Here is an 18,178-nt window from a genome sequence, read left to right as displayed (position 1 = left end):
GCAGGCGCACGCTTCCGGCCCCGACGAAGGACATTTCATTCTGGGACCGTGCTGTCTTTATTCGAACTCGGCCCGTCTTTCAGCACCGAGGGGTTCTTCAAAACGCGCACAAGCAGGTTCGGTTTTCGCTTGCGCGGAAGATCGATATCGCTGACGAGCTTTGCACCGCCCTCGCGCCGCTCCAGCGTGATCTTGCGGCTATGGAAGGCTTCCAGCTCGGCGCGGTGCGCGACGCTGATGATGGTAACCTCAGGGAGTTCATCGATCACCATCTGCATCATCTTTTCCTGGCTCTTCTCGTCGAGTGCCGACGTTGCTTCATCCAGCACGATGATATCGGGATGGTGCAGCAGCAGACGCGCAAAGGCGAGCCGCTGCTTTTCGCCGCCCGACAATGTCTGGTCCCAGGGCGCCTCTTCCTCGATCTTGTCGTTCAGATAATCCAGTCCCACCTTGTCGAGGGCCGCCCTGATCTGATCCAGCGTCCAGCTGTCGGCGGCGCCGGGATAGGCGACGGCACGGCGAAGCGTGCCCGAAGGGATATAGGGTCGTTGCGGCAACATGAACAATCGTCGGTCGGCGTGGAAATTGACGCTGCCCTCGCCCCACGGCCAAAGACCTGCGATGGCCCGCACCAGCGTGCTCTTGCCCGACCCGGATTCTCCGGCGACGAGCACCCGCTCGCCTGCTTCGATCACCACCTGGGTTTCCTTGACCACGGCGGTGCCGTCGTCAAGCGACACGGAGAGATCGTTCAGGCTGAGCATCGCATCGCCTTCCGTTTCACCGCGCTTGATGCGCCCGAGCGCATTGCTCTGCTCGGCGCGCTCGAGCCCATCAAGCGACATCATCAGCGAAGCGATGCGGCGGGCACAGGCGTTCCAATCGGCAAGACGGGGGTAGTTATCAACAAGCCATCCGAACGCGCTCTGCACGATGGCGAAGGCAGACGCCGCCTGCATGACCTGTCCAAGCGTCATGCTGCCTTCGAGAAATTTCGGGGCGCACAGCAAAACCGGCACGACTGGGGCAAACAGACTCGATCCCTGCGACACAAGGGCTGTGCGCATATGCTGACCTGCTAGGAGCGCCCACTGCCTGAGCACTTTGGCGAAGGTCTTGTCGAGGTCGTTGCGCTCCTCCTCTTCACCGCCGAGCAATGCAATGCTCTCGCCGTTTTCCCGGACATGCGTCAGCGTATAACGAAATTCGGCTTCCGCTTGATTTTTAGCCTCGGAGACCTGGACGAAATGGCGGCCGATGACCGTCATCGAACTTGATGTGATCGTGGCATAGAGGACCGCAGTGATGACGAGAAAACCGGGAATGGTAACGGTCGAACCTGCAATCGTCAGGGTCAGGGCGCCGCCGATCGTCCAGAGGACCACGATGAAGGTCGAGGCCGACAGAAAGGCGGCAATGACGCCAGAGATGAAATCGACAGGGGCTTCTGTGGCAATCCGCAAATCCTCCGCGATGCGGGCTTCGGGGTTCTTGTGGTCACCGCCGATGAGGTTCAACTGATAGTAGCGACCGCTTGCGAGCCAGCGCGCGATGACGGTGGTCGTCAGCCACGAACGCCAGCGGCGCTGGATCATCATGCGAAGAGCCACTTGTGCGGTGACAAGGGCTGCAGTTCCGAGCGCCAGCGGCAGGAATACGATGCTCAAGGTATAGACGGTGCGGGCATCGTGTTGCTCCAGGGCGTCAAAAATCGCGCGGTTCCAGAGATTGATTCCGTACTGGAAGCCGACATTCATGCCGATCAGGGTCAACAGGCCGATTGTGCACGGCCAGGCAAGCTTGTCGCCACTGCGGCCCCAGTAGCGGCGCGCGCTGATCCAGAAACGCTTCAGCAAATACCGCTTGCGTGCCTGCTCGGCCTCCTCAGGCGTCAACTCCGGATCGGGTGGGATGGCATCTGGCGGCAACACGACGTCGACAGTCGATGCCTTCCCCTGGCGCGACTTCTCGGCACCGTGCGATTCGGTGCCATCGACCGATTTGGGATTGGGTTTAGCGGCCGTCATGAGCACGATAACGGCTTACAAATCAAAAGGTTTCATGATGCCGGTGTCGAGGGTGATTTCGGAGACTGCTTCGTGCCGCTTGACGCCACGCCTCATTTTTCGCTTTCCACAGTGACTTCCCACCTCACGCAGTTTCGCTGGCGATCTGCGGCAGGGATTGCAGCAGGGTCTGGCGGGCGGAGCGCAGATGCGCGCGGCAGGCGGTTTCGATGGCGGCCTGGTCGCCGGATTCGAGCGCTGCGATATAATCCAGATGTTCGTGGATGGCGCGCTCGTTGCGCTCGCGGGCGGCGGTCTTGTTCCACTGGTAGTGATAATGGAAGACGATGGCGATCGCGTCGTAGAAATCGGCGATGAAGCGGTTTTTCGAGGCGCGGTGGATCAAGAGGTGGAAGCGTTCGTCGAGGACGGAGAAATCCCTGAAGCGCTGGTTGATGTCGGCAAGCATGGCGTGATGTTCGTCACGGATGGCGGCAAGATCGGTCCAGGCCTGATGATCTCTCGGAAGCCGGCCGAATTCGGCGGCGGAGTGCAACTCGAACATCTCGCGCACATCGGCCAGCTCGAGGGCGAATTCGCGGGTGAAGCCTTTGAGCGTCCAGTGGCTGTTCGGCCGTTTCTCGATCAGGCCGAAGCGGGAGAAGCGGATCAGGAATTCGCGCACGCTGGTTGTGCCCGTGCCGATCTCGCGGGCAAGCTCCAATTCGTTGATCTGCATGCCCGGTGCGGCATCGTCGGCGAGGATGCGCTGCATGAAGCTGCGCTCGATGATGTCATGCAGGGAGTCTGTTTCTTCGGAGGGAAAGAGGTCGCGGTCCGTCGGTTGGCGCAATACGATCTTCTGGCGCTTGTTCCAGCGGATGATGCCTTCTTCGCTGAGCCGCGTCAGGATGGCGCGCGCCGTCGAGCGGCTGACGCCGAGCTGGGCGGCGATCTCCGGTTCCGAAGGCAGTGCGGTATCCGTGCGCAGGGCTGCGGCATACCTGTTGTAGGCTTCCTTGAAGACCGTATTCTGCCTTGCCACCAGACCCCGCTTTCCGCCCTCGTGCCAGTCGCCCTGCTCTAAAGCTGGGCAAACCGACCGGGGCTTGTTCAAACGAACTTTAACTCATTTCCGGTCGCCTGCGGCCCATTGCCTCCCTCGTCCACAGGATCAATATTCCCGTTGACTTGAAAATGTTTATTGTAGATAAAAAACAAAATCAATGCGCATTCGCCGATGCAGCGGGCGTTTTGTTAGGGAGAAGAGACTTGGACAAACTGCCTTGGATCATCCTGTCGGCCGGTGACAATGTCGCGGTCGCAACCGCGGCCATCGCGCCGGGTTCGACGGTTGCCGGCATTCAGACCCGTGAGAAAATCGACCCCGGCCACAAGGTGGCGATTGCCGATATTCCGCTTGGGTCGCCGGTGGTGAAATACGGCCAGGCAATCGGCCGCACCACGGCCGAGGTCAAGGCTGGCGACCATGTGCACAGCCACAACCTGCATTTCGAAAACGACCGGCTGGCGGCGACCGCCAATTCGGCGCCGGAGACGGCGACGGCCGACGACGTCGCGCGCACCTTCATGGGCTACCGCCGCGCCGACGGACGGGCGGCAACGCGCAACTATATCGGCATCATCGCCAGCGTGAACTGTTCCACCACGGTCTGCCGGGCGATCGCCGACGAGGCGAACCGGACGATCCTGCCGCATTACGAGGGCATCGACGGTTTCGTGCCGATCGTGCACGACCAGGGCTGCGGCATGAGCTCGACCGGCGACGGCATGAACGTGCTGCATCGGACGCTTGCCGGCTACACCAGGCATGTGAATTTCGGCGGCGTGCTGATGATCGGCCTCGGCTGCGAGGTCAACCAGCTGACGCTCTACGGCCAGAGCGGTGCCGGCGCCTCGAAGCGGCATTTCAACATCCAGGATGCCGGCGGTTCGCGCCGTGCGGTCGAGCGCGCCATGGGCATGCTGCGCGAAATCGCCGCCGATGTCGGCAGGGAAAAACGCGTGCCGATATCGATCGGCGAGATCATCATCGGCCTGCAATGCGGCGGCTCGGACGGCTTTTCCGGCATCACCGCCAATCCGGCGCTCGGTGTCGCCGCCGACTTGCTGGCGGCCGCCGGCGGCACGGCGATCCTGTCGGAAACTTCGGAGATTTACGGCGCCGAACATCTGCTGCGCAGCCGCGCCGTCAGCGACGAGGTGGCAAAGAAGCTCGACGAGAAAATCGCCTGGTGGGAGGACTATGTCGCCCTGCACGGTGCCTCGCTCGACAACAACCCGTCGCCCGGCAACAAGCGCGGCGGTCTCACCACCATCCTGGAAAAATCGCTCGGCGCGGTTGCCAAGGGCGGGCGTTCGCCGCTGACGGCGGTCTATGGTTATGCCGAGCGGGTCACCGCTCCCGGCCTCGTCTTCATGGACACACCCGGTTACGATCCGGTTTCGGCGACCGGCCAGGTGGCCGGCGGGGCGAATATGATCGCCTTTACGACGGGCCGCGGCAGCTGCTTCGGCTGCCGGCCGGCGCCGTCGCTGAAGCTTTCCAGCAATTCAGCGCTCTATGCCTCGATGGAAGAGGATATGGACATCGATTGCGGCACGATCGCCACGGGTGACGCGACGATCAGCGGCAAGGGCCGCGAGATCTTCGAGCTCATCGTCGACACCGCCTCGGGCAAGAAGACCAAGAGCGAGCTCTTCGGCTACGGTGATAACGAATTCGTGCCCTGGCATCTGGGCGCAACGCTCTAGTTTTTTTGTTTCTACGCAATCCCGGACGGAAAACCGCTGCACACTTTTCCTGGGATTGCTCCAGAATCTCGAGTTCTTCGCGAGGAGGAATGATGCAGACGAGAAAGATCGGCAAGACCAAGCTTGAGGTGACCGAAATCAGTTTCGGCGCGGCAGCGCTCGGCGGTCTTTACCGCGCCTGCCCGCGCGAGCAGGCTATGGAGACGCTGCAGGCGGCCTGGGACAGCGGCATCCGCTATTTCGACGTGGCGCCCTGGTATGGGCTCGGCCTTGCCGAACGCCGGGTCGGCGATTTCCTGCGTGACCAGCCGGATGGCAGTTACGTGCTGTCCACCAAGGTCGGCCGGCTGCTCAGGCCGGTGCCGACCGGCACCGTGCCTGACTATAGCTATGTCGATCCGCTCTCCTTCGATGCCGATTACGACTATTCCTATGACGGCATCATGCGCTCGGTCGAATTCAGCTATGCCCGCCTCGGCCTCAATCGCATCGATATTCTCTATGTGCACGATCTCGGCGGCTACACCCATGGCGCGGCGAAGAATGCGGTCCACCAGAAGCAGTTTCTCGATTCCGGCGTGAAGGCGCTGGAGGAGCTCAAGTCCTCGGGCGCAATCTCCGCCTTCGGCCTCGGCGTCAACGAAGTGCCCGTCTGCCTCGACGTCATGCGCGATGCCGATCTCGACTGCATCCTGATGGCCGGCCGCTACACGCTGCTCGACCGTTCGGCCGTTGCCGAACTCTTGCCGCTCTGCCGGCAGAAGGGCACCTCGCTCGTCGTCGGCGGCGTCTTCAACTCCGGCATTCTCGCCACCGGCCCGGTGCCGGGCTCGCATTTCGATTATATGCCGGCTGATGACGAGGTGCTGGCCAAGGTCGGCGCCATGGAGGCGATCGCCAAAAGCCACGGGGTGCCGCTCGCCGCTCCCGCCCTGCAGTTTCCGCTGCGCGATCCGATCGTCGCTTCGGTGCTGATCGGCACGGCCAAGCCGTCCAGCCTGATACGCAACATGGAGATCGTCGAGCCGCGGCTTGCCGACGAGATCTACGCCGAATTCGAGCCCTATACGCTGGTCGCGCCGCCGCTCGGCGTCGAAGCGGTCCGGGTCTGAGGAGAGACTATGCTTAGGGGTATTCATCCGCTGCTCGGTCCCGACCTGCTTCATGCCCTGAAGACTATGGGGCATGGCGACGACATCGTCATATCGGACGCCAATTTTCCCTCGGGCTCGATGGGTCCGCCGGTCATTCGCGCCGACGGCGTCAGCGCCACTGACATGGCCGAGGCGATCCTCACCCATATGCCGCTCGACACTTTCGTGCCGGAAACGGCGTGGCGGATGGAAGTGGTCGGCGACCCTGATGCGGTGCCCGAAGTCTGTGCCGAGTTCCAGCAAATCGTTGCCAAGCGTGCCGGCGATTTCCGCATCGTGCCGGTGGAGCGTTTTGCCTTCTACGCGATGGCCCGCAAGGCCAGCTATATCGTCGCGACGACGGAATTCCGGCTGTACGGCAACCTGATTTTGAAAAAGGGCGTCGTGCATCCGCATGAGGTCGATCTGGGCTGAACCCTATTTTAGGGTATTATTGTATTGAAATAAAATCAGTTGCTTGGGCGGAGTTTAGCAAAGCAAAAAAGCCGGATCGGCGCTCTTGCAATTTGAATGCGCCTCGGCTAGCTTCTGCCGGCAAATGTTTTTTATCGATAAAAACCCTCCGCCAGCGTTCAGCGGTCCGGTTTATTGGAGGAGAACGCATCCTGAGAGGAGAACCCTTATGACTATCGTGAAATCCCTTCTGTCCCGCCGTGCCTTTACGGCGCTTGCGGGTGCCGCCGTCATCGCCACGGCGATGCCGGTCACGTCCTTTGCCGCCGACGTGACGATCCCGATCATCGTCAAGGATACGACGTCCTTCTACTGGCAGATCGTTCTGGCCGGCGCCCGCAAGGCCGGCAAGGATCTCGGCGTCAACGTGCCGGAGCTCGGCGCCCAGGCCGAATCCGACATCAATGGCCAGATCAGCATTCTGGAAAACGCCGTGGCCGGCAAACCGGCTGCCGTCGTCATCTCGCCGACCGAATTCAAGGCACTCGGCAAGCCGATCGATGAAGCCGCCAAGTCGGTTCCGATTATCGGCATCGACTCGGGTGCCGACTCCAAGGCATTCAAGTCGTTCCTGACGACCGACAACGTTCAGGGTGGCCGCATCGCCGCCGACGGTCTTGCCGCCGCCATCAAGGAGATGACGGGCAAGGAAGAGGGCGAAATCGTCATCCTCACCAACCTGCCGGGCGTCGGCTCGCTCGAGCAGCGCCGCGAAGGCTTCCTGGATCAGATCAAGACCAAACATCCCGGTCTCAAGGTCATTGCCGACAAGTACGGCGACGGCCAGGCGACGACCGGCCTCAACATGATGACCGACCTGATCACGGCCAACCCGAAACTCGTCGGCGTCTTCGCCTCGAACCTGATCTTGGCACAGGGCGTCGGCCAGGCGATCGCCGAAAACAAGCTCGGCGACAAGATCAAGGTCATCGGCTTCGACAGCGACGACAAGACGGTCGGCTTCCTCAAGGACGGCGCGATCGCCGGCCTCGTCGTTCAGGACCCCTATCGCATGGGCTATGACGGCATCAAGACCGCGCTTGCCGTCTCCAAGGGCGAGAAGGTTCCGGAAAATGTCGACACCGGCGCCAACCTCGTCACCAAGGCGAATATGGCCGATCCGAAGATCGACGCACTGCTGAACCCGAAGATCAAGTAACAAAGACAGACAGGCCGCGCCGGCTTCAAAAACCGGCGCGGCCTTTTTCATCCATGGTATGGTTACCAGGGTGGAGCAGACGTGACACAAGGAGGAGAGGTCCATGATCGGACTGGAAGAGGTCAGTCATCGCCATGATGACAGCGCGACGCTGAAAGAAGCCAATCGAATTCCCGCCGGATCGCCTATCCTCGAACTCAAGGGCCTGCAGAAGAATTACGGCCATGTCCAGGCACTGAAGCCGGCGACGCTGACCTTCCTGGCCGGTGAAATCCACGCCATCGTCGGCGAAAACGGCGCCGGCAAATCCACCCTGATCAAATTGCTCACCGGCGTCATTACCCGCACGGCCGGCGAAGTGCTGTGGTGCGGCCAGCCGGTGGGGCTGTCGACGCCGAATGAGGCGATCGCCCGCGGCATCAACGCCGTGCACCAGGAGGTCGTGCTCTGCCGGCACCTGACGGTGGCCGCCAACCTCTTTCTCGGCGACGAGGTCAATCGCTACGGGCTGATGCGCAAGAAGCAGATGGAGAAGCTGGCGCAGGCCGTGCTCGACGATCTCGGCTTCGGCCTGCCGGCCGGTGCGCTGTTGAGCTCGCTGACCATCGGCCAGCAGCAGCTCGTCGCCACCGCGCGCGCGGCCATGCGCGGCACGCAGTTCCTGATCTTCGACGAACCCACCGCCTATCTGACGCGCCAGGAATCCGCACAGCTCTTCAAGCTGATCCGCCGCCTGCAGGGCGAAGGCGTCACCATCGTCTATATCAGCCATCGCATGGAGGAAGTCTTCGAGCTTGCCGACCGTGTCTCGGTGCTGCGCGACGGCACGCATGTCGGCACGCGGCTGATCGGCGAGACCAACGATGCCGAGTTGATCGCGCTGATGATCAACCGCTCGATCGAACAGATCTACCACAAGGAAGAGATTGCGATCGGCGAGACGATCGTCGACGTCAACGGCCTCTCCGGCCCGGGCTTCGAAGACGTGTCGCTCAGCGTCAAGGCGGGACAGATCGTCGGCCTCTACGGGCTGATCGGCGCCGGCCGCAGCGAATTCGCGCTCGGCCTCTATGGCCGCCAGCCGATCAGCGCCGGCGAAATCCACTGGAGAGGCAAGCGCGTCGATATCAGGAACGAACGCACGGCGATGGAGCTCGGCATCGCGCTCGCGCCCGAAAGCCGGCGCGACCAGGGGCTCTGCCTCAACCTGCCGATCGGCCTCAACATCAACCTGCCGGTGTTCGGGCGCCTCAGCCACGGCCCGGTGATCAATCACGCACGCGAATCGGCCAATGCCGACAAGCAGATCCGCGATCTCAGCATCAAGACGCCGAGCCGGCGCGTTCCGGCCTCCAGCATGTCGGGCGGCAACCAGCAGAAGATCGTCATCGGCAAATGGCTGAGCCACGGCGCCCGGTTGTTCATCTTCGACGAACCCACAGTCGGCGTCGATGTCGGCACCAAGGCTGAGATCTACCGGCTCTTCGCCAAGCTTCTAAAGGAGGGGGCAGGCATCATCCTGATCTCCTCCTACCTGCCCGAGGTCTACGAACTGGCCGACCGGCTGCACGTCTTCCGCGGCGGCAGGATCGTCGCCAGCCATGATTTCCACGCGGCGACGCATGAAGAAGTGCTCAGCGAAGCGATCGGCGTCTGAGCACAAGCAATTCCAGCAAAAGTGCGCTGCGGTTTTGCGTCCGGAAATTGCGTAAAACAAATAGATGGAGAATTCCCGCGCTTTTGGAGAAAAGCGGAAATTCTCTAAGAGGGAGAAATTTCATGACTGCCACCCCCACCGAAATCGTCGCGCCGCCGCCGCGCCGGAAAATGAACATCCTGTTCGGCCTGACGCTGATCGGCCTGCTGATCTTCCTCTGGATCGTGCTTGGCTTAGTCACCCCGAGCTTCTGGACACCGCTCAACATCTCGAACCTGCTGCGTCAGGGTGCGATGACGGCGATCCTGGCGCTCGGCCAGACCTTCGTCATCATCACCGCCGGTATCGACCTCTCGGTCGGCGCCATCGTCGGCTTCTGCACCGTTATCATCGCCTGGCTGCTGCAGGCGGGCGTGCCGCTCTGGGGAGCAATCGTGCTGACGCTCGCCATCGGTGTGGCAATCGGCGCCTTCCATGGCTTCGGCATCGTCCATATGGGCCTGCCGCCGTTCATCATCACGCTGGCAACGCTGACGTCGCTGCGCGGTATCGGCCTGTTGATCACCAACGGCTCGACGATCAGCATCACCGACGAAGGCTTCAGCAATTTCGCGCGGGCCGATTTCCTCAGCATTCCCAGCCTGTTCTGGATGGTCATTCTGGTGGCGGTGCCCTCCTTCATCTTCCTGCATCTGAGCCGCTGGGGCCGCTATCTCTTTGCGGTCGGTTCGAATGCGGAAGCCGCGCGCCTTTCCGGCGTCAACGTCAAGGGCATGATCTATCTTGCCTATATCCTCTCGGCCGGCTTTGCCGCCTTCGTCGGCGTGCTGCTCGCCTCGCGCATCGCCATCGGCAATGCGACGCAGGCCGACGGCTGGGAACTGCAGGCGATCGCCTCCTCCGTCATCGGCGGCACCAGCCTGTTCGGCGCGGTCGGCTCGGTGCATGGCCCGCTGATCGGCGCCTTCATTCTCGCCACCATCAACAACGGCGCCAACCTTCTGAACGTCAACTCCTTCTGGCAGCGCATCATCACCGGTCTGCTGATCATCGTGATCGTGTTCTTCGACCAGCTGCGCCGCCGCCGGAGCAATTGATAGGCGAGCAAGAGATCGCCGCCTGCCCCTCATCCGGCTACCGCCACCTTCTCCCCGCTCGCGGGGAGAAGGGAAAATGCCGCAAACCTCTCCGTCCCCATTGACGTCGTGTAGGGCACCTCCCCTCGCCCCGTTTACGGGGGTCCAAAGGACGGGTCGCGACGAGTGGCTCGACCCCGGTAAGGTTAGGGTGAGGGGCAGCTATCTGCACGAACCGAACTACAGTGGCACGACACAGAGTAAAAACCAGGAATGCGAGACCCGTCATGAAAGCAGTTGTTTGCCGGGAGCCCGGCGTGCTCGATATCGTCGAGCGTCCTTCGCCTGCGGCACCGGCAGCCGGCTGGGTGCGCCTTGCCGTCAGCCATGTCGGCATCTGCGGCACCGACTACCACATTTTCGAGGGCAAACATCCCTTCCTCGAATATCCCCGGGTGATGGGCCACGAGATCTCGGCGACGGTGCTGGAAGCCGGCGATGGAGTGGACCTCGCGGCCGGCACGCCTGTGATCGTCAATCCCTATCTCTCCTGCGGGCAATGCATCGCCTGCCGCCAGGGCAAGCCGAATTGCTGCACCAATATCAAGGTGCTCGGCGTCCATACGGACGGCGCCTTCTGCGAGGAAATCTCGGTTCCATCAGGCAATCTCTATCCCGCCAAGGGCTTGAGCCTCGAGGCGGCGGCGACGACCGAGTTTCTGGCGATCGGCGCCCATGCGGTGCGCCGCTCGATGACGGGTGCGGGAGCGCGGTCGCTTGTGATCGGCGCCGGCCCGATCGGGCTCGGAGCGGCGCTCTTCTCGCGCATTGCCGGCCATGAGGTGACGCTGCTCGATACCAGCACCGAGCGGCTGCAGATGGCGTCGGACCGCTTCGGCTTCACCTCCGGCATCGTTGCCAACGACCAAACGGCAGACGCCGTCAAGGAAAAGACCAATGGCGACGGTTTCGACGTGGTCTTCGACGCGACCGGTTATGGCCCGTCGATGGAAAGGGCCTTCTCCTTCGTTGCCCATGGCGGCGCACTGGTGCTGGTCAGCGTCGTCAAGGACGATATCCGCTTCTCCGATCCCGAATTCCACAAGCGCGAAATGACGCTGATCGGCAGCCGCAACGCCACCCGCATCGATTTCGAACATGTGGCGGATTCGATCGCCAAAGGCCTGGTGCCGGTGGAAAAACTGATCACCCACCGCACGACGCTTGCCGACGCGCCGCGCGATCTGGCGCGCTGGGCGCATGAGAAGAATGGGCTGATCAAGGCGGTGATCAGGGTTGGTGGTTAGAGTGCGATGCGTAACATGCACGCTGCGTGCTGGGCGTGGATGCTCGGGTCAAGCCCGAGCATGACGGAGGTGGGGGGCAAAGACCGGCAGGAGGCGGGACGTCTGGAGGAATTCCAACAAAACCGCTGCGCATGCGGTACTTGCCGTAAAGGCTCCCCCACACTCCGTCTTCCTCGGGCTTGACCCGAGGATCCACAGCCGCAAGCGCTGCATTCGCGTTCGAAGTATCCAAAACGCAAAGCGGGTTCGCCTGAAACTACGGCACTGCTAAGCCACCGATTCGATCGCCTTACGCATCTCCCTGACAACCGTGACATCCGTCTTGTTCATACTCTTCGCCTCAAACCCGAAGGCGACCGCGCGCGGGTCGGCGCTTTCGACCGGTGAACTGCAGGAGCCGTGGACCTCGCGGGCGCCGGTCGCCTGCAGGATCTCCCCGACATTTCCAGGGCGGATGCCGCTGCCCGGCATGATCGAGATGCGGCCGGCAGCCTTGGCCGAAATACGCTTCAGCGTGTCGAGACCGTTGGTCGCCTTCAGCGCGCAGCCTGACGTCAGGATACGTTCGCAGCCGAGTTCGACCGCCTGCTCCAGCGCCTGATCGGCATCCGGCACCAGATCGAAAGCGCGATGCAGCGTCGAGCCGAGGCCGGCCGCATGCGCCTTCAGGCGGTGGATCAGCGGCAGGTCGAGGGTGCCGTCCGGCCGGTTGGCGCCGATGACGACGCCGGCGAGGCCGGCGGCGCGCACCGCATCGATATCGAGCATCATCGCTTCCTCGTCCGTCGCGCCGAAGATGAAGGGGCCGGCGTGTGGGCGGATCATCGCATAGACAGGAATGGGCGCGCGGGCGGCGATCCGTATCAGGCTCGGCAGCGGCGTCAGGCCGCCGAGCTCGAGGGCCGAGCAGAGCTCGATGCGGCCGGCGCCGCCCTCGATCGCGGCGGCAAGGCCCTCGGCGCTGTCGACGCATACTTCGAGCAAGATCGTCACGCTGCAGTCTCCCTGGTTCCGATGTCCGCCTGCCGCACGGTGTGCGCGACGGGTTGCGACGTTATTCTCGCCGCCGCCTCGATGATCACGGTGCAGGCATCGGCGGCGGCTTTGCGATGGTTGAAAGCGACGTGATAGGACATCGGCAGATGCACGTCGAGATCGACGATACGCACCTTGTCGGCGATCGGCAGGGCGCTGACCCGGCCGAGGAAAGAGACATAGCCGTGATTGGCGACGAGGTCGACGATCACGGGCAGCGAATCCGCCGCGGTGATATCCTGGCCGCGGAACCGCCGATCGGGCGCGCGCTCGTAGCTGAAGGCCATGGCCGCATGGCCGAGGCCGGTGCGCGGGCTCGGCATGCAGATCGGGTGGCCGGCGACCAGATCGGCGACGCTGGTCTCGGTGCTGTCACGCGGGGCGATCACCACCATGTCGGTCTGCAGCAATTCGCGATGCCGGAAGCTTTCGAGGCCGAAGACCGAATCCAGGATCGCCACATCGATGCGGCCGTTCTTCAGCGCCTCGCGCAGATCGTCGGCGGTCATCGACACCAGCGAGATCGCATTGTTGTTGCGGCGGAGATTCCATTCGGAGACCAGCACGCCCAGGCAGCGCGCCACCCAGCTTTCCGATCCGGTCGGGATGATCGAGCCGATGCGCAGCGACCGGGCGGTGCGCCGATAACGCTCGTCGGCCGAGGATTTCAGGTCGTTCCACGCCTGGCTGATCGCCATGAAGATCTGGTAGGCGCGCCTGCCCTCCTCCGTCAGCACCGAGCCCTGCGCCTGCCGCTCGAACAGGCGGCCCCCCAGAAATTTCTCAAGATTGGCAAGCTGAAGCGAAAGCTGTGGCTGCCCCAAGCGGAGGCGGCGCGCGGCCCGGTTGATGCTGCCCTGATCGGCCACTTCGAGAAAACGCTCGATGGTGACGATCTTGACCGGAATGCGGGATGCCCAGGCCTCGTAGGCCTCGGCGGCGGCGGCGTCATGGTCCGTGAATTGGCCGAATTCAGCGATCGCCGCCGTGATCGGCGCCAAGCCTTCCAGCACCCTGCCGCTTGCGATCAGCGTGACCAGCTCGCCGGAGGCGCGTTCCGTCAGCTTCATCGCCAGTTCGGTCTCGAGATTATGGATAGCCGTGGAGACAGTGGAGGGCGACAGCTGGAAGCGCCGGGCGGTCTCGCGCACCGAACCGGATGTCAGCACATGGCTTGCAATGAACAGGGCCCCAAGATGCAAACGACCGCCTCCGGAAAGTGCTGGAAAAACCGGACGATATGATGTGTTCATGAAAAAAGATATCCCTGCCTCCAAGGCGGCGGGCTATCGTTCCCGTCATAAAATATCCGGGCGGCGGGAAACCGCGAGAGAGCACCGGAGCATCGTGGAAACACGCAAGGGGATAAAAACAAATCGCGCCGGCCCCGGAAAAGGGAATGCGTTTCCGCGCATGGAGATGTGTTCGACGCCATAATCGGCCGCGTGACCGCAAATACTGGAGGGGGCTTGCATCGATTTTTCCGAAGGGCACGCTATTTCCATGACGCACGCAATTCCGGCATGATGGCGGCTCGGTCGCCCTCGCCGGCGGATTTCCCGCGCGCAAGCCACCGCCAACGGCTTGTGCCTCATTCACGGTGTTTAACAAGGGGACTTTCCATGCTGAAGAAACTCGCACTTGCCGTTTCGCTCTCCGCCTTCGCGGTGGGTGCGGCCCAGGCCGCCGACGTCGTCGTCTCGTCGAAGATCGACACCGAAGGCACGCTGCTCGGCAACGTCATCGCGCTCGCGCTCGAAGCCAACGGCATCAAGACGCAGGACCGTATCGCGCTCGGCGCGACACCGGTCGTGCGCAAGGCGATCACTGCCGGCGAAATCGACATCTATCCGGAATATACCGGCAATGCCGGCTTCTTCTTCAACAAGGCCGACGACGCCGCCTGGAAGAATATCGACCAGGGTTATGAGCTGGCGAAGAAGCTCGATTACGACGCCAACAAGATCGTCTGGCTGACGCCGTCGCCCGCCAACAACACCTGGGCGCTTGCCGTGCGCAACGATGTCGCCGGCCCGAACAAGCTGAAGAGCCTCACGGACTTCGGCAAGTGGGTTGCCGGCGGCGGTGACGTCAAGCTTGCCGCCTCCGCCGAATTCGTCAATTCGGCCGGCGCGCTTCCCGCCTTCCAGACGACCTACGGCTTCCAGCTGAAGCCCGACCAGACGGTCGTTCTCTCCGGCGGCGACACGGCAGCGACGATCAAGGCGGCCGCCGACCAGACCAACGGCGTCAACACCGCCATGGTCTATGGCACCGACGGCGCTATCGAAGCGGCTGAACTCACCGTTCTCGAAGACGACAAGAACGTGCAGCAGGTCTACGCGCCGACGCCGATCATCCGCGAAGAGGTGCTGAAGGCCAATCCGAAGATCGAGGAAGTGCTCTCGCCGATCTTCAAGAGCCTGACCGCCGACGAGTTGCGCAAGCTCAACGCCAAGATCCAGGTCGACGGCGAGCCGGCAAAGTCCGTCGCCGAAGCCTATCTCAAGGAAAAAGGCTTCCTGAAGTAGTCGTCGCTCGCTCCGCCCGATCGCGGGCGGAGCCTCCCTTTGCTGATAGGCTTGGCCAGATAGGGTTGGCCGGACAAGGCTGAATTGATGGAAGAAACTTCAGCGGTCCGCAGGCTGGACCGGCTCGGCGTGGTTCTGGTGGCCGGCGGCATCGCGGCGACGGCCCTGATGCCCTTCATCTATGTGAAGGCCAATCGTATCGCCGCCGGCAAGCCGATGCTCTTGACGCAGCTTCTTCCCCAGCCTTCCGTCATCATCCTGACCGTGCTTCTCGTTCTCTCTGCCTTCGCGACGCTGTTCCTGCGCAATGCCTTGGCGCGGCTCGTCATCGCGACCCTCTGCCTTGCCGCGCTGATCGTGGCGATCGGCCTGGTCTCCGCCGCAGCGACGCCGCCCGGCAGCACGGTGGCGCGGATGACACCCGGCGGCGGTTTCTGGGTGCTGTTTGCGGTGATAGGGCTCGTCATCTCGGATGCGCTTGTCAAAATCCGGCTGGCGCCGTGGATGCGGGTCGCGGCCCTTGCCGCCTATACCGCACTGCTCTTCCTCTCGCTTTCGTCAGGCCTGCTCGACAGCCTGTCGATCATGAAGGAATTTTCCACACGGGCGCCGCAGTTCGAGACCGAGGCGATTTCGCATCTGCTGCTGGCCTTCGGTTCGCTTGCCATTGCCATCATTCTCGGCCTGCCGCTGGGCATCCTTTGCTTCTGGGTGCCGAAGCTGCGCGCCATTGTGCTGCAGGGGCTCAGCCTCATCCAGACGATCCCGAGTCTGGCGCTCTTCGGCCTGCTGATGCTGCCGCTCGGTTATCTCGCCACTCATGTGCCGCTCGCCGCCGCCATCGGCATCCGCGGCATCGGCACGGCGCCGGCACTGATCGCACTGGTGCTCTATTCGCTGCTGCCGATCGTCGCCAATACCGTCGTCGGCCTTGAGGGCGTCGACCCCTCGGTGCGGGACGCTGCCGCCGGCATGGGGCTGACACGCCTGCAGATCCTGACCGGCATCGACATGCCGCTCGCCTTCCCGGTCATCCTCACCGGCATCCGCATCGTGCTGGTGCAGGCGATCGGCATGGTGACGATCGCCGCGCTGATCGGCGGCGGCGGCTTCGGCATCTTCATCTTCCAGGGGCTCGGCCAGACGGCCATGGACCTCGTCCTGCTCGGCGCCGTGCCGACCGTCTTCTTCGCCTTCTCATCGGCCGTCATCCTCGATGCGGTCATCGACAGCATCCGGGGATCCGCCGCATGAGCATGATCGAGATCAGGAACGTCACCAAGCGCTACGGCACCGCCACCGTCGTCGACGACGTCTCGATGCGCGTCGAGAAGGGTTCGGTCACCGTCATCGTCGGCACCTCGGGCTCCGGAAAATCGACGCTGATGCGGATGATCAACCGGCTGGTGCCGATCAGCGAAGGTCAGATCTTCGTCGGCGGGCAGAATGTTGTGGACGTTGAGGTGACCGAGCTTCGCCGCAAGATCGGCTACGCCATTCAGGGCCACGGCCTGTTTCCGCACCGCACCGTGGCGCAGAATATCGCCACCGTCCCGCAGCTTCTCGATTGGGACTCCGCCCGTATCGCCAGACGGGTCGAGGAACTGCTCGGGCTCTTCAACCTCGATCCGGCGACCTTTGCCGACAAATATCCGCATCAGCTTTCCGGCGGCCAGCAGCAGCGCGTCGGTGTCGCCCGGGCGCTGGCGGCAGAACCGGAACTGTTGTTGATGGACGAACCCTTCGGCGCGCTCGATCCAGTCATCCGCGGCAAGGCGCAGGACGACCTGCTGGCGATCCAGAAGCAGTTCGGCACGACGGTCATTCTCGTCACCCACGACATGGACGAGGCCTTCCATCTCGGCAACCAGATCGCCGTGATGAGCCAGGGCAGATTGCTGCAATGCTCGACGCCGGAAAAGATCCTCACCGAACCGGCCGATCCCTTCGTGCAGCAATTGACCGGCACCTCCGACCGGGCGCTGAAGCTGATGTCACTGCTGCCGCTGAAAGAGAGCATGGAGCCGGCGAAGAGCGGCCTCGCCTATGCCCTGCCGCAATCGCTGAGTCTCCGCGATGCACTCGCCGAAATGATCTGGCAGGGGGTCGACGAGGCGGCCGTTGAGAACGGCGAGAAGGCGCCTGTCGGTTCGATCTCGATGAGCCGGCTTCTCGAACTGGGCCGCAAGGCATGAAACTCCTCGTCGCCAATCTCTTCCGCCTGGCGGCGCTCGCCTTGCTTCTGATCCTGCTGTTCAGGACGGAGTGGCTTTCCTTCCTGCTGGTGCCGCTGACCAGCAACAATGCGCCCGCCGTCTATACGCAAAACAGCCTTGCCTCGCTGGCCGTCGGCCATCTGCAACTGGTGATCGGCTCGATTGTCTGCAGCGCCGTGCTTGCCGTTGTCGGCGGCATCTTCGTGACGCGGGAAAGCGGGGCCGATTTCCTGCCGCTGTCGCGCGCGATCGCCAATGCCGGGCAGACCTTTCCGCCGGTCGCGGTGCTGGCGCTCGCCGTGCCCGCGACGGGCTTCGGCGCCATGCCGACGCTGATTGCGCTCTTTCTCTACGGCCTGCTGCCGATCTTCGAAAACACCGTCGCCGGGCTCAAGCAGGTTTCGCCGCAAATTCTCGATGCCGCCGACGGCATGGGCATGAACGGCACGCAGCGGCTGTTTCGCGTCGAGTTGCCGTTGGCCCTGCCGCTGATCCTCGAAGGGCTGAAGGTCGCGACCGTCATCAATATCGGCACGGCGACGATCGGCTCGACAGTTGCCGCAAAGGGCCTCGGCGAGGTGATCATCGCCGGGCTGATATCCGACAATACCGCCTTCATCCTGCAGGGCGGCCTGATCGTCGGCCTGATGGCGGTGCTGATCTATGACGCCATGGGCCTCGTCGAAGCGGCGATCACCCGAAGAATCGGCTTGCGCGCGGCGTAAGAGGACGGGTACCAAGGCTGCAGTAATTCAAAGTGCTACAGCGTCCTTTGCGCGTCTAAAAAGACGCGCGGCGCTGTAGTG

The 18,178-nt window shown here is 62.9% G+C and carries 16 protein-coding genes; 12 read left to right on the top strand and 4 right to left on the bottom strand.

Annotated elements, in window-relative coordinates; genetic code table 11:
* Positions 1 to 35 precede the first annotated feature (35 nt).
* Together PO860_RS00775 and PO860_RS00770 are read right to left on the bottom strand one after the other, a co-directional pair.
* Positions 36 to 2,030: an ABC transporter ATP-binding protein/permease gene (locus PO860_RS00775; RefSeq protein ID WP_272782866.1), complete on the bottom strand. Its 1,995-nt coding sequence runs from the start codon at positions 2,028 to 2,030 to the stop codon at positions 36 to 38.
* Positions 2,031 to 2,154: 124 nt separating this feature from the next.
* Positions 2,155 to 3,054 carry a GntR family transcriptional regulator gene (locus tag PO860_RS00770; protein WP_272782865.1) on the bottom strand — a complete coding sequence of 300 codons (900 nt, stop codon included), beginning with the start codon at positions 3,052 to 3,054 and terminating at the stop codon, positions 2,155 to 2,157.
* Positions 3,055 to 3,281: 227 nt separating this feature from the next.
* On the opposite strand from PO860_RS00770, the gene PO860_RS00765 reads away from it, so the two are divergent.
* From PO860_RS00765 to PO860_RS00735, 7 genes are all read left to right on the top strand, one after another.
* Complete coding sequence (locus tag PO860_RS00765) at positions 3,282 to 4,784, top strand: UxaA family hydrolase (protein ID WP_183605559.1); 1,503 nt, start codon at positions 3,282 to 3,284, stop codon at positions 4,782 to 4,784.
* 92 nt (positions 4,785 to 4,876) lie between these two features.
* A complete protein-coding gene (locus tag PO860_RS00760; RefSeq protein WP_272782863.1) occupies positions 4,877 to 5,896 on the top strand; it encodes an aldo/keto reductase in 1,020 nt (339 codons plus the stop codon).
* Between the two features lie 9 nt (positions 5,897 to 5,905).
* Entirely contained in the window at positions 5,906 to 6,352 is a 447-nt protein-coding gene (locus PO860_RS00755; RefSeq protein ID WP_183605557.1) for an RbsD/FucU family protein, read from the top strand.
* A gap of 208 nt (positions 6,353 to 6,560) precedes the next feature.
* Positions 6,561 to 7,550: an ABC transporter substrate-binding protein gene (locus PO860_RS00750; RefSeq protein WP_097622153.1), complete on the top strand. Its 990-nt coding sequence runs from the start codon at positions 6,561 to 6,563 to the stop codon at positions 7,548 to 7,550.
* 103 nt (positions 7,551 to 7,653) lie between these two features.
* Positions 7,654 to 9,207, top strand: a complete 1,554-nt coding sequence (locus tag PO860_RS00745) for a sugar ABC transporter ATP-binding protein (protein ID WP_272782862.1) — start codon at positions 7,654 to 7,656, stop codon at positions 9,205 to 9,207.
* 122 nt (positions 9,208 to 9,329) lie between these two features.
* Positions 9,330 to 10,304: an ABC transporter permease gene (locus tag PO860_RS00740; RefSeq protein ID WP_097622151.1), complete on the top strand. Its 975-nt coding sequence runs from the start codon at positions 9,330 to 9,332 to the stop codon at positions 10,302 to 10,304.
* Positions 10,305 to 10,570: 266 nt separating this feature from the next.
* The gene (locus PO860_RS00735; protein ID WP_183605556.1) at positions 10,571 to 11,590 is read left to right on the top strand and encodes a zinc-binding alcohol dehydrogenase family protein; all 1,020 of its coding nucleotides are present in this window, start codon (positions 10,571 to 10,573) and stop codon (positions 11,588 to 11,590) included.
* A 267-nt stretch (positions 11,591 to 11,857) separates the two neighbouring features.
* On the opposite strand, the gene PO860_RS00730 is transcribed toward PO860_RS00735, so the two are convergent.
* Both PO860_RS00730 and PO860_RS00725 read right to left on the bottom strand, forming a co-directional pair.
* A complete protein-coding gene (locus PO860_RS00730) occupies positions 11,858 to 12,583 on the bottom strand; it encodes a copper homeostasis protein CutC (RefSeq protein WP_273883642.1) in 726 nt (241 codons plus the stop codon).
* Positions 12,580 to 13,827, bottom strand: coding sequence for a LysR family transcriptional regulator (locus PO860_RS00725; protein WP_272782860.1), 1,248 nt, complete (start codon positions 13,825 to 13,827; stop codon positions 12,580 to 12,582). The genes PO860_RS00730 and PO860_RS00725 overlap by 4 nt, the downstream gene beginning before the upstream one ends.
* Before the next feature lie 49 nt (positions 13,828 to 13,876).
* On the opposite strand from PO860_RS00725, the gene PO860_RS00720 reads away from it, so the two are divergent.
* The 5 genes from PO860_RS00720 to PO860_RS00700 all read left to right on the top strand — a co-directional run bounded on the left by PO860_RS00720 (position 13,877) and on the right by PO860_RS00700 (position 18,097).
* Positions 13,877 to 14,062, top strand: a complete 186-nt coding sequence (locus tag PO860_RS00720; protein WP_210305625.1) for an acetyltransferase — start codon at positions 13,877 to 13,879, stop codon at positions 14,060 to 14,062.
* A gap of 185 nt (positions 14,063 to 14,247) precedes the next feature.
* On the top strand, positions 14,248 to 15,156 hold the full coding sequence (osmF, locus tag PO860_RS00715) for a glycine betaine ABC transporter substrate-binding protein OsmF (RefSeq protein ID WP_183605552.1): 909 nt from the start codon (positions 14,248 to 14,250) through the stop codon (positions 15,154 to 15,156).
* Between the two features lie 87 nt (positions 15,157 to 15,243).
* The gene (locus PO860_RS00710; protein WP_272782859.1) at positions 15,244 to 16,410 is read left to right on the top strand and encodes an ABC transporter permease; all 1,167 of its coding nucleotides are present in this window, start codon (positions 15,244 to 15,246) and stop codon (positions 16,408 to 16,410) included.
* The gene (locus tag PO860_RS00705; RefSeq protein WP_272782858.1) at positions 16,407 to 17,351 is read left to right on the top strand and encodes an ABC transporter ATP-binding protein; all 945 of its coding nucleotides are present in this window, start codon (positions 16,407 to 16,409) and stop codon (positions 17,349 to 17,351) included. Before PO860_RS00710 ends, PO860_RS00705 begins: the two co-directional genes overlap by 4 nt.
* Positions 17,348 to 18,097 carry an ABC transporter permease gene (locus PO860_RS00700; protein ID WP_183605549.1) on the top strand — a complete coding sequence of 250 codons (750 nt, stop codon included), beginning with the start codon at positions 17,348 to 17,350 and terminating at the stop codon, positions 18,095 to 18,097. The genes PO860_RS00705 and PO860_RS00700 overlap by 4 nt, the downstream gene beginning before the upstream one ends.
* The last annotated feature ends 81 nt before the right edge of the window (positions 18,098 to 18,178 follow it).

This window comes from Rhizobium binxianense, from assembly GCF_028994275.1.
GTDB lineage: Bacteria > Pseudomonadota > Alphaproteobacteria > Rhizobiales > Rhizobiaceae > Rhizobium > Rhizobium binxianense.
This window is presented reverse-complemented; position numbering and strand designations above follow the sequence as displayed.

Excerpts from the sequence above, each read along its gene's own strand:
- PO860_RS00710 (WP_272782859.1), top strand. The coding sequence starts at position 15,244 with ATGGAAGAAACTTCAGCGGTCCGCAGGCTGGACCGGCTCGGCGTGGTT.
- PO860_RS00735 (WP_183605556.1), top strand. The coding sequence starts at position 10,571 with ATGAAAGCAGTTGTTTGCCGGGAGCCCGGCGTGCTCGATATCGTCGAG.
- PO860_RS00740 (WP_097622151.1), top strand. The coding sequence starts at position 9,330 with ATGACTGCCACCCCCACCGAAATCGTCGCGCCGCCGCCGCGCCGGAAA.
- PO860_RS00755 (WP_183605557.1), top strand. The coding sequence starts at position 5,906 with ATGCTTAGGGGTATTCATCCGCTGCTCGGTCCCGACCTGCTTCATGCC.
- PO860_RS00745 (WP_272782862.1), top strand. The coding sequence starts at position 7,654 with ATGATCGGACTGGAAGAGGTCAGTCATCGCCATGATGACAGCGCGACG.
- PO860_RS00775 (WP_272782866.1), bottom strand. The coding sequence starts at position 2,030 with ATGACGGCCGCTAAACCCAATCCCAAATCGGTCGATGGCACCGAATCG.
- PO860_RS00705 (WP_272782858.1), top strand. The coding sequence starts at position 16,407 with ATGAGCATGATCGAGATCAGGAACGTCACCAAGCGCTACGGCACCGCC.
- PO860_RS00700 (WP_183605549.1), top strand. The coding sequence starts at position 17,348 with ATGAAACTCCTCGTCGCCAATCTCTTCCGCCTGGCGGCGCTCGCCTTG.
- PO860_RS00750 (WP_097622153.1), top strand. The coding sequence starts at position 6,561 with ATGACTATCGTGAAATCCCTTCTGTCCCGCCGTGCCTTTACGGCGCTT.
- PO860_RS00760 (WP_272782863.1), top strand. The coding sequence starts at position 4,877 with ATGCAGACGAGAAAGATCGGCAAGACCAAGCTTGAGGTGACCGAAATC.
- PO860_RS00720 (WP_210305625.1), top strand. The coding sequence starts at position 13,877 with ATGAAAAAAGATATCCCTGCCTCCAAGGCGGCGGGCTATCGTTCCCGT.
- osmF (WP_183605552.1), top strand. The coding sequence starts at position 14,248 with ATGCTGAAGAAACTCGCACTTGCCGTTTCGCTCTCCGCCTTCGCGGTG.